The 10,420-nt window shown below is 60.7% G+C and carries 12 protein-coding genes; 9 read left to right on the top strand and 3 right to left on the bottom strand.

Annotated elements, in window-relative coordinates; all coding sequences use genetic code 11:
* Positions 1-181: 181 nt before the first annotated feature.
* Positions 182-1,159, top strand: coding sequence for an AraC family transcriptional regulator (locus K288_RS49510; protein WP_160168961.1), 978 nt, complete (start codon positions 182-184; stop codon positions 1,157-1,159).
* An 88-nt stretch (positions 1,160-1,247) separates the two neighbouring features.
* Positions 1,248-1,583: a low affinity iron permease family protein gene (locus K288_RS0111905; protein WP_027579766.1), complete on the top strand. Its 336-nt coding sequence runs from the start codon at positions 1,248-1,250 to the stop codon at positions 1,581-1,583.
* Between the two features lie 63 nt (positions 1,584-1,646).
* Here K288_RS0111905 and K288_RS0111900 read toward each other — a convergent pair whose 3' ends face one another.
* Positions 1,647-2,213 (bottom strand): cupin domain-containing protein, encoded by a 567-nt coding sequence (locus tag K288_RS0111900; protein ID WP_343207787.1) that lies wholly within the window; start codon positions 2,211-2,213, stop codon positions 1,647-1,649.
* A 380-nt stretch (positions 2,214-2,593) separates the two neighbouring features.
* Between K288_RS0111900 and K288_RS0111895 the strand changes: the two genes are divergently transcribed.
* From K288_RS0111895 to K288_RS0111875, 5 genes are read left to right on the top strand one after another with little or no spacing between them, the layout of a single operon-like run.
* Positions 2,594-2,821 carry a hypothetical protein gene (locus tag K288_RS0111895; RefSeq protein ID WP_027579764.1) on the top strand — a complete coding sequence of 76 codons (228 nt, stop codon included), beginning with the start codon at positions 2,594-2,596 and terminating at the stop codon, positions 2,819-2,821.
* A gap of 6 nt (positions 2,822-2,827) precedes the next feature.
* On the top strand, positions 2,828-3,685 hold the full coding sequence (locus K288_RS0111890; RefSeq protein WP_027579763.1) for an alpha/beta hydrolase: 858 nt from the start codon (positions 2,828-2,830) through the stop codon (positions 3,683-3,685).
* Between the two features lie 5 nt (positions 3,686-3,690).
* Positions 3,691-4,179 carry a VOC family protein gene (locus K288_RS0111885; protein ID WP_051334480.1) on the top strand — a complete coding sequence of 163 codons (489 nt, stop codon included), beginning with the start codon at positions 3,691-3,693 and terminating at the stop codon, positions 4,177-4,179.
* A 38-nt stretch (positions 4,180-4,217) separates the two neighbouring features.
* On the top strand, positions 4,218-4,706 hold the full coding sequence (locus tag K288_RS0111880; RefSeq protein ID WP_027579761.1) for a cupin domain-containing protein: 489 nt from the start codon (positions 4,218-4,220) through the stop codon (positions 4,704-4,706).
* 35 nt (positions 4,707-4,741) lie between these two features.
* The gene (locus K288_RS0111875; protein WP_027579760.1) at positions 4,742-5,920 is read left to right on the top strand and encodes an MFS transporter; all 1,179 of its coding nucleotides are present in this window, start codon (positions 4,742-4,744) and stop codon (positions 5,918-5,920) included.
* A gap of 88 nt (positions 5,921-6,008) precedes the next feature.
* Here the strand turns inward: K288_RS0111875 and K288_RS0111870 are convergent, their stop codons facing one another.
* The gene (locus tag K288_RS0111870; protein WP_027579759.1) at positions 6,009-6,593 is read right to left on the bottom strand and encodes a TetR/AcrR family transcriptional regulator; all 585 of its coding nucleotides are present in this window, start codon (positions 6,591-6,593) and stop codon (positions 6,009-6,011) included.
* Between the two features lie 207 nt (positions 6,594-6,800).
* Between K288_RS0111870 and K288_RS45265 the strand changes: the two genes are divergently transcribed.
* Positions 6,801-7,868 carry a LysR family transcriptional regulator gene (locus tag K288_RS45265; protein ID WP_064737318.1) on the top strand — a complete coding sequence of 356 codons (1,068 nt, stop codon included), beginning with the start codon at positions 6,801-6,803 and terminating at the stop codon, positions 7,866-7,868.
* A gap of 439 nt (positions 7,869-8,307) precedes the next feature.
* A complete protein-coding gene (locus K288_RS0111860; protein WP_027579758.1) occupies positions 8,308-9,333 on the top strand; it encodes a hypothetical protein in 1,026 nt (341 codons plus the stop codon).
* 109 nt (positions 9,334-9,442) lie between these two features.
* Here K288_RS0111860 and K288_RS0111855 read toward each other — a convergent pair whose 3' ends face one another.
* Positions 9,443-10,405, bottom strand: coding sequence for a glyoxylate/hydroxypyruvate reductase A (locus K288_RS0111855; RefSeq protein ID WP_027579757.1), 963 nt, complete (start codon positions 10,403-10,405; stop codon positions 9,443-9,445).
* Positions 10,406-10,420: the final 15 nt, after the last annotated feature.

Raw genomic sequence — 10,420 nt, 5'->3', positions numbered from 1 at the left:
AGAGCGATTGGTGCCGCGCGTCATCGGCAACCCAAGGGACGGAAGTCGCCTTCGGAAAACCTCGACGGGAAATTCATCGCCTTTTTTTGAGGCCTGCTTCCTCCTCTGTAATCCACCTCACACTTGCAGCGAAGCGCGGTCCGATATGATCTATTGCGGGGCACCGAAACGGGAGGCCGAGATGGCAACGCCATTTCACCCTTTGCGGTGGTCGACCGAGATGCTGCCGGAGCGCGCGCGGTTCTCCACCTTCCGTGAGGAGTTTGCGCGGCTGAACCTCGCCCTCGACGTGATAGACCACAGCGGCGGCCGCCCGCGTATCGACGTCGCCTACTTGCCGCTCGGCGCGGTTGGCGTTTGTGGTGTTGTCGCCACGCCGGTGGAGTTCATCCGTGACAAACACCACCTCAAGGACAGCCGTGACCAATTCGGACTGAACATCGTCGAGACCGGACCGGTCCAATTTTCAAATGCAGGCCATGAGCATGTCTATGATGCCGGCTCGGCTTGCTTGATTGACCGGGGGAGACCGCTGCGAGTATTTGGGCCGCATGGCGCCAGAGTCAGATACGTGATCGTGGAGGCTGCCGCCCTCAGGTCTCTGGTTGCGCGGCCGGAAGATCTGTCAGGTCGACCGGTGCATCCCGGACCGGCGCTTAGACTCCTTAACCGCTACCTGCGGTCGCTCGCATCCCTCAAAGAGGCTCCGTCATCAGAACTGGCCTCCACCATCGGCGCACACCTCCTCGATCTCGTGGCGGCGACGCTCGGGCCGACCGCCGAAGCTGCAAACATCGTTACAGACCGTGGTGTGAAGGCAGCCAGGCTGCGAGCGATCCTGGCGGAGGTCGCGCGACACTTCAGCGATCCTAATTTCGATCTCGACAACGTCGCCGTGGCGCTCGGTCTGTCGCGGCGATACGTGCAAAAACTCCTCGAGGGAACCGGAAAGTCGTTCACCGAGCACCTTGCTGGACGTCGGCTTGAGCATGCCTTCGCGATGTTGACCGACCCGCGCCATCTGCATCTGGCGATCATCGATATTGCGTTTGCGGTTGGCTTTGGTGACGTTTCTCATTTCAACCGCATGTTCCGCCGGTACTTCGGCGAGACGCCGTCAGGCGTGCGCGCCGCATCGACCATGCGGGTGCGGGAGTGATCCTGCGACTCCTTACGACGCGGGCCGCCGCTGAAACGCGACCATTTGTCTGAGCTGGAACTCTCAATCCCCGGCCAAGTTCTCGAGGATGGCCTTTGAGAAGATCCGGGCATGGCTGACGCAGTTGGGCGTGCTAACCGCGCGCCCTGCGGCATTCGCCCTGTTCGCCGTGTACGGCATCGCCTGGATTGTCCTGGGCAACGGTTTGGAATGGCACTCCCTTGCCACGCTCGCGACGTGGGGCATGACGTTGGTCATTCAGCGCGCCGAGCACCGAGACACCCAGGCCATTCACGCCAAATTGGACGAGCTTCTCAAGGCAAGCCGCCGGGCGGACAATGAGCTGATGGACATCGACGACAAGGACGCGGAGGAGGTCGAGCGGGAACGCGAGGAGGTTCGTGCTCAGTCCATGCGAGAATAATTCGGCTCGCTGCTTCGCCGCCGAAGGAATGCCTGCCGCAACAGCCGCGTCTTCCCGCTATCGTCACTGTGTCTTCTGGCGCGGATCGTCCTTTGGATTGAGGTAGTTGATGCCCCACGGACCGGTGCTGTTGAGCTGAATAACGGTGTCTTCGTCGGCGAAGAAAAAGTGCGCCGAACCGGGGGACAGTGCAAAGAAGCTCCCCGCGGGGAGGACTTGAGCCTTGTCGTGATCAGCCGTCGTTCCCATCCCCAAACGCGCTGTTCCCGAGACCACGGTGACGATCTCGGGCTTGGGATGGGTGTGCGGGGGAACGTGATAGCCCTTCGGCACTTTCAGCCGAAAGGCGAACAGGCCTTCCTTGCCTGGGTCGCCGTAAAGCACCGCCGCCTGCGCACTAGCCGGGAGGGAGGGTGGCGCCGGTCCCCACTTGATGTCCTGCGGCGAGACCACGTTGTGCTCGTCCGTCTCCTGACCACCAACGGCGCTGCCAGCCAGCGCTCCGAGTCCGATCGCTGTTGTCGCTGCAATTTTGAGAAGGATATGCCGGCTCATTGTGATTCCTCCATTTGGCTTGATCACTTCCGCGCGCAAACGCGTGCGGCATGGATGGTGGAAAATCAGCGGCAAGATGGTTTGCTGGGATTGCGGTGCGCGCTTACGGCAGTGTCCCTGCCCATTCGCCCAAGCAGAATTTCGGCGCGGCCCGTCTCCAGCGCAGCCGCGTACAATCTACCTGATCTTGCGACTATGAGAGAGAGAATTTGTTGACGCAGGCCAATCGAACGACAGTGTCGGGTTCGGCTCAAAGTGCGAAGAACTCAGCGTGGCCAGATTTGGTCCGCTATGCCTCACTGAACAGACCTCAATAAGAGCTGTCGCCACTGCGCTGATCGGCCATCAGCGCCGCTGTCGGCGAGCGGATGCACACGCGCATTCCTGCCGGATGCACGAGCCTCACGTTCGCAAGAAGCCATTTACGGCTTTCGGCCCGGTTGGGCTGAATCCTGATGCAGCTGGCGCGCGAAATGCAGCATGCTCATCTGACGATTGAATTCGTTTCACTTCCGCAGGTCGGCGGAATTGTCCACATTGCTGGCTGTCCGAATGCTCTTCTGACCTCAGGCGAGGATATTTGCCAGGCGCAAGTCACCCCGAAGGGGATGATTTGCGATGAGGCGTTTGCGACGAGTGCGCGCGAGCAGCTCAATGGTTCACCGACCAGCAACATGTGGTGATTAGCAATGGCGAAAGTTCAGTTGACTGGCAAGCGTGCGCTGGTGAACGGCGTGACGCTGCACTACGTGACGGTTGGCTCCGGACCCATGGTGTTATGCCTTCATGGCTGGCCACAGAACCATCGCGAGTTTCTGCCGATCTTTGAGGCCTTTGCCGATCGATATCGGTTCATCGCGCCGGACCTGCGCGGCTACGCCGACAGCGACAAGCCCTATGCCGACTATATGCCGGCGACGATCGCCAAGGACGTGCTCGAACTCGCCGATGTCGAAAAAGTGGATCGGTTCAACATTCTCAGCCATGATCTTGGAGGGCCGCCGTCGGTCGCTCTCGCTTACCTTTCGGGCAAGCGTGCATTGTCTCTCGCGACGATCGAGACACCCTTCTTTGGGCTCGACTATCCCGGTTATGTGGATCCGCGTGTCCCGTATTGGCATTTCTCCATGCATGCGAACATGGATGTCGCGCAGTTTCTGATTGAAGGCAGGGAAGAGCAGTATCTTCGTCATTTCTTCCGGGACTTCGCCTACAATCCCAATGCGTTCAGCGAAGACGAGGTGCAGCGCTATGTCACGCAGATGAGGCAGCCCGGAAATCTGCGGGCCAGCCTCAACTATTATGCCTTCATTCCAGAGAAAGCGGCGCAGCTTGCGGAGTTTGCGAGGAAGAAGCTTCCGATCCCGGTCATGGGCTGGGGAGGGCGCCGTTCGTTCGGATCGCACTGCTACGACAGTGCCAGGGCCCTGTCCGATCGCGCGGAGGGCGGCGTGATCGAGGAATGCGGGCACTGGGTGTTCGAGGAGAAAGCCGGCTTCATCTGCGAGCAACTCGGCCAATTCTGGGACAAGAGCGCCAAAGCGTGATTGTCATGATCGAAGCAAGCCCTTCATTTCGCATCAAGAGCGCGGATCACACAGGCATCACGGTTTCCTCGCTCGACGAGGCGCTTTCATTCTGGGTCGGTGCGATGGGCTTCGAGCACATGTACACCTGGGACTTCGAGGAAAGCTCGTTCTTTGAGGAGTTGGTCGGCGTGAAGCCGGCTGCGGCGCGCGTCGCCATGGTCAGGGTGCCCGGACATCTGATCGAGCTTCTGGAATACCGCGCACCGAAGGACCGGCAGGTCATGAAGCCACGCTCCTGCGATGTCGGTTCGGTACACGTGGCCTTCCAGGTCGAGAACGTCGATGCGTTGCTGGCGCGGATAGGCGCTGTGGGATGGGGCGCGTTGAGCAAGGTGCAACGGATCGAATCCGGCGAGCGTGCCGGACTTCGCCTGGTCTACGTGCGCGGACCGGACGGTGTCACTCTCGAGTTTCTTGAGCAATCACGGAATCTGCTCGCGGCAATGTCGTGAGCTTCGATCCACCGATTTTTACACAGGAAGGACTAGCCATGACCCGTAACCAGACAGTTTTCGCTCTCGTCATGATGATGCTTGCTGCTCCCGCAGCCGCAGGTGCGGCCGCGCAACTTCCGAACTACTCGAAGACGCCTGCCGAATTGGCTGCCATCGCGCCGACCGGTGGTGCAGGCGGATCGGGCAACGCCAAAGTCCAGGTCGTTACGATCCTGGGCGATCCGTCCAAGCCGGGACCGTATAGCCAACTTCTGAAGGTCGGGCCGCATGCGGCGATTGCCGCGCATCATCACGCGGGTGATCGGATCGGCACGGTGTTGCAGGGCACCTGGATGTTCGGTTACGGCCCGAGCTTCAGCAAGGAGGCGCTCCGAACGCTTCCGGTCGGGTCGGTCTACACGGAGCCGGCTGACGCTCCGCACTTCGCGATGACCGGTGATGAAGCAGTGACCGTCCTGATCACCGGCACTGGTCCGACGGACACCGTCTATGAGAACCCTGCCGACGATCCGACGAAGAAGTAGTGGGAAGCCCGGTCCGGATTCGGTCCCCTCGCGCCATGCCCCTTGCTCTCTATGCTCTCGCCGCGGCGACCTTCGCGATCGGTACGACCGAGTTCGTTGTCGTGGGCCTTATCCCGGGCATCGCGGCCGATCTGAACGTAACGATTTCAACTGCAGGCCTGCTCGTCAGCGTCTACGCGCTGTCGATCACGCTTGGTACGCCGATTGTCTCCGCGCTCACCAGCGGGCTTCCTCGTCGAGAATTGGCGATCGCGCTCATGGTCGTGTTTACGGCCTGCAACCTGTCCGCTGCTGTCGCGCCCAACTACAGCACGCTGCTCCTCTCGCGCATCGTGATGGCGGTCGCTCATGGGGTCTTCTTCGGTGTCGGGGCGGCGTGTGCCAGTTCCCTGGTTGGCAAGTCAAAGGCCGGCAGTGCAATTGCGTTGATGATGGGAGGGCTCACGGTCGCCATGGTGGTCGGCGTACCGCTCGGCTCGTGGATTGGCCAATTATTCAACTGGCGGACTCCCTTTCTCATCGTCACCGGTATGGGGACGGTGGCGGTGCTCGGTCTGATCTGGCTTCTGCCGCGTGAAGTCTCTCATCAGGCGCCCGCCTCGTTCGTTGCGCAATTGAGTTTGCTTGGCAATCGACGTCTGGCAACCATGTACCTGCTGACGGTAGCTGGGTTCGGCGGGACCTTTGTCGTTTTCACCTTCCTGTCCCCGTTGCTCACTGACATCACCGGCGTGCCAAAGGAGGCCGTCAGCGTCGCATTGTTGCTGTTTGGTGTGGCGACGTTCGCCGGGAATCTGGCCGGCGGGCAGCTGAGCGACGCCGTCGGTACGCGCAGGGCGATGATGATCCTGTTGTGCGGACTTATCGTCTGCTTCGTTTCCATTCGGCTGGCGATTCACAACGAGATCGCGATTTTCGCGGTAATCGTGGTCTGGGGGATGTTTGCCTTCGCGATCCCGCCCGTCATGCAGGCCGGGGTCGTGGCCACGGCCGAGCAAGTGGCTCCCGATGCACTTGGGACGGCGTCCGGTTTCAACATCGCCGCCTTCAATCTCGGGATCTCGAGCGGGTCCTTCATCGGAGGCCAGCTTCTAAAAGGGCCCGGACTGCTGGCGACGCCCTATGCGTCAATTGCGATGGCGACCATCGCCCTTCTGATCGCCACAATCGCACTCCGCCCGCGTCGTTCAGTCGTCGATCCGAATGTTGCGTAAGCGAGTAATCGACCTGGGACGCGCGCTTGCGCCAACGCCTTCGTTAAGACGGACCTTGTCGTTGCGCCGCGTGCAACTCGGAGCGCGATCATTTCTCGGGCCAGCCGAGCAGAAATATCCGTACAATTCGGCGAAGATCGTTCCTCGTCGCTCCGGCGTTCGCCTGGACCGCCATACCTTGAATTGTCAAACCGACCAGCTGCGCCGCATCTTCGGCCGTCATGCCAGCAGGCAGCGGCCCGGCATCCTTCACAGCTTCGAGCCTCTGGCGCAGCAGACGGTTGAACCGTGCGCGGTTTTGGATCAGCTCCTTGCGAATAGCTTCGTTTTCCGGTGAACACGCAAGCGCAGCACCTGTCTCAAGACAGCCCGGCGGAGTGTTCGGTCCGGCGTGGAGATCGACCATACCGTACAGGAGGCGTTCGACGATCCGCCGAGGTGTGGGTTCGTCCAGTGCCTGCTGACGAAATGCGAGGTGCTCGGCGTAATAGTACTCCACGACCCGGCGGAACAAATCCGCCTTGCAGCCGAACGCCATGTACAGGCTCGATTTCGTCAGCCCCGTGGCATCGAGCAGATCGGTCAACGAGGTGCCTTCGTAGCCCTGGCGCCAAAACACCTGCAGTGCCTTGTCGAGGACCTCGGTCTCATCAAACTGTCGGGGGCGCGCCATATCACACATTTCCCTCCGTCACTTAGTTGTGAACTGATCGGTCCATTATGTCAAGCGGTGGTCAGTTGATTTAGGACCGATCGGTCCTTATTCAATAGCAATGCTTGTTGTGCATTCACGGGATTTTCGCAAACCAGCAAGAAGTTTGCGGCAACGAACCCCTCGTTGTGTTGTGCATCCGAAAGTCATCAACTTCGCGATTGTCCCATGACGGTATCGTTTAACAGGCTCGATCTGAATCTCTTGCGTGTTTTCGACGCGGTCATGGAGGAGCGGAGCGTGTTGCGGGCCGGTCAGCGGCTATGCCTCAGCCAGTCCGCCGTGAGTCACGCCCTTGCGCGGCTGAGAGTCATACTTGATGACGAGTTGTTTATCCGCAGCGCGACCGGAATGCAGCCGACGGCTCGCGCGCTTGCAATGGCGCCGCTGATACGAGAGGCGTGGAAGTCACTGGAGGCAGCCGTCGGCCTGCCGAAATTCGAGCCTCGCAGTTCGACCAGGCGGTTCACGATAGCGGTGAGCGACTTCGTAACCACGGTTATGCTGCCCAACCTCCTGGGCTTGCTGGAACGGCAGGCGCCGCTTGTTGATCTCGTCATCCGGCCTGACTGCAGGATCGGCTTGACTGAACAGATCGATCTCGGGCAGATCGATGCCGCGATCGGTACGTTCGTTGACGTGCCTGCGCGCTTCCGGTCGAGTTCGCTGTTCGCGTATGACGATGTACTGATCGCGAGCTCCACACGCGCGCTCGGAGATCTGACGCTCGAGAAACTTTCCGGCCTTTCCATCGCGGTCGTCTCGCTGCATAGCGAGCATGATGGCGTGGTCGACGGCTTCGTATTCGAGCGCGGATTGGCTCGGCGATCGGAAATGTATGATCGCGCTGCGCTCGAGCAGGCCTTTGCCGGATCGAAGCGTGCCCCACGCATAGCGGTCTCGCTGCCGCATTTCCTGGCCCTTCCCTCGCTGCTTGAGGACACGGACCTTGCAGCTATCGTACCGCGACCTCTCGCCAGGTCGCTCGCACGCACGCATCGATTGTCGACACACGAACTGCCATACAGAACGGCCCTGGTGGATGTCAGCGTTCTCTGGCATGAACGCAACGCGGGTGATGCACCGCGGGAGTGGTTGTGCGAGCTGTTGAGCCAGGCCGGTGAATCGCTGTGTGGACACCTGGTCGAACGTGAGCGGGCGGCTCGATTTACGTCAACCGACTCTCTCCCGCGCATCGTAATCAGGCCGCGCCTGCTGGGGAATGGCGTGAGCTGACAAATTCGCTCGATGCCGTCGCCGTGCACAAAATGCACTGCTACGTCATCCCGCTCCATCTTGATGCTGGTGCAGGAAAGCAGGTACCCACTTTTCCGGGATCACGACTCCAGAGCATAATGCGTTTTGGTTGAATCGGCCCGTCCACGCGTTTCACCTCTCCCGCTTGCGGCAGAGGCGTAGGCCGCCTATGGCGGCCGTTCTTAAGAACGCCGAAGCGAAGCTTCGGCTATGGCGTAAGCGCCGAGTGAGGGCTCTCTCCACACGGTCGGACAGCGTACTCCGCAGCCAGCCAAAGCATCCTCACATTACTATCGTCGTGTGATTCGTCCGCGCTGAAATCACGCTGTAACCTGTTTGTCCCCCCATAGGCGGCGGCCGCAATAGAACTATGCCTCTTACCAGCCCCGAAGCAATGTAAGAGTGGGAGCGAGAAGCGATGAACCAGTCCAGATCGGTGCATTTGGTCGGAAGCATCCCGCTTCAGGATGCTGCCGAGGTATTCAGCACTGTCATGAAGCACTTGCATTCTTGTGTACGTCGTATCCCCGATGGAGAAACCGGCATTCGCTCCAACTGGATCATGTGGCAAAGACAAACCTACGAGAACTCCCCGGATTTCGAGCCATGCGTCCGCCAATCGGAAATGAGTGGACTTCACCGGCCATACTTCCGGTTGCGTGAGGGAAAAGATCCCAGCGTCCTCAAACTACCGCCGCTCGGCTACGCGCGTGAAGCCGTTAAATCCTATGCTGACTTCAGCAGGTTGCAGGGCGAGGGTACTATTCCTCCTGATGTTCGGTTTCAAGTTTCCCTGCCGACGGCCGTGCCACTCGTGACCACGTTCGTCGCTGCCGAACAAAGAGCAGAAGTGGAGCCTGCCATCGAAGCAGCCCTCAAGCACGAGGTAGACGAAATCGTCCGGGAAATTCCGCGGGAGAAGCTGGCGATCCAGTGGGACGTGGCCATCGAGATCGTCGGTGCCGACGGTGGATTTCCCCTGTACTATTCGCCGGCGATCGACGGCAGTGCTGAACGCCTCCACCGTCTCATCGAATGGGTGCCCTCAGACGTCGAAGTTGGCGTGCATCTGTGCTACGGCGATCCAGGTCATAAACACGTCATCGAGCCAAAAGACCTCGGCACCTGCATTACGCTCGCTAACAAGGTCATCGATGGCTCCGCTCGCCCGTTGAACTGGATCCACATGCCCGTGCCTCGCGATCGGAGTGATGACGCATATTTTCATCCGCTCACGGCATTTGCCGTGCCGCGGGCCATGGAGGTCTATCTCGGACTTGTACACTATACAGACGGCGTCCCTGGCTCTCGGCGCCGGCGAGCTGCCGCCCGGAAGTACCTTCGCGAGTTTGGTGTTGCAACGGAGTGCGGATTTGGTCGCCGCGATCCAGCGACCGTGCCTACATTGTTGGACATTCATCGCACAATCGCTATGGAACCGTGATGTCTGCCGCACTTCAGCTCGGTCACCGTCGCTGAGAAATGGCGATCTGCGTTTGTGAATGGCTGAAGCCCGGGACGAAAGCCGGTGCCCATTTTTCCGGAATTATGCTCTAGTACCCCCGCCTTCGGTCGACCACGTTCTCCAGCGCGCCGCCGGCCTCGAAGCGCTCGATCTGCTGCGCGACATATTTCGAGATCTCGTCCGGATCGGTGTCGGCCGCATTGTGCGGCGTCAGCACCACCTTCGGATGGTTCCAGAACGGGCTCACCTGTGGCAGCGGCTCGGTCTCGAAGACGTCGAGCGAGGCGGCACCGAGCGTGCCGTCATCAAGCGCGCGCAGGATGTCGGCCTCATCCTGCAATCCGCCACGGCCGGCATTGATCAGGACCGGCGCACCCATCGGACTGTTGCGGTTCAGTCCGGCAAAGACGTCGCGGTTGAGGATGTGCCGCGTGTCCGGCGTCAGCGGCAGCAGGCAGACCAGGATGTTGGTCTCTCGCAGGAAGGCGCCGAGTTGTTCTTTCCCGGCAAAGCATTCGACGCCGTCGACCTGCTTCGCGCTGCGGCTCCAGCCGACCACGCGAAACCCGATCCGCGCGAGCACCTCCGCCGCGTTGGCCCCCAGCGTGCCCATTCCCATGATGCCGACCGTGATCGCACCCGCGGCCCATTGATAGCGTGGCGCCCAGCGCTTCTCGCGCTGCGACTCGCGCAGATACAGTTCCTGGCGGTGATGCATCAGCACATGCAGTGTCACATATTCCGTCATCCGGCCGGTGAGATCGGAAACCGCGACGCGGACCAGCGGCACGTTGGGCAACGAGGCATCCGCCATCAGCGCGTCGACGCCGGCGCCGAGATTGAAGATCACGCGCAAATTCGGAAACGCCGCAAGCTCGCCCGGCCGCGGCTTCCAGACCGCGGCGTAGTGCACCTCGGCGGGATCGACGGTTGCATCGGGCAGCAGCACGCGCCTGTCCCGGCAGACCTCGTCAAACCGGGCCTTCCACCGCGCGGAGGACCAGTTTTCGGTGCCGCCATGCACCAGCAGCGCCAGCGCGCCTATCGTCATTCCTGAACCCTCACC

It is taken from the genome of Bradyrhizobium sp. Ai1a-2 (genome assembly GCF_000426245.1).
GTDB lineage: Bacteria > Pseudomonadota > Alphaproteobacteria > Rhizobiales > Xanthobacteraceae > Bradyrhizobium.
The sequence above is the reverse complement of the archived record's forward strand: the minus strand, read 5'-3'. Positions and strand labels throughout refer to the sequence as shown.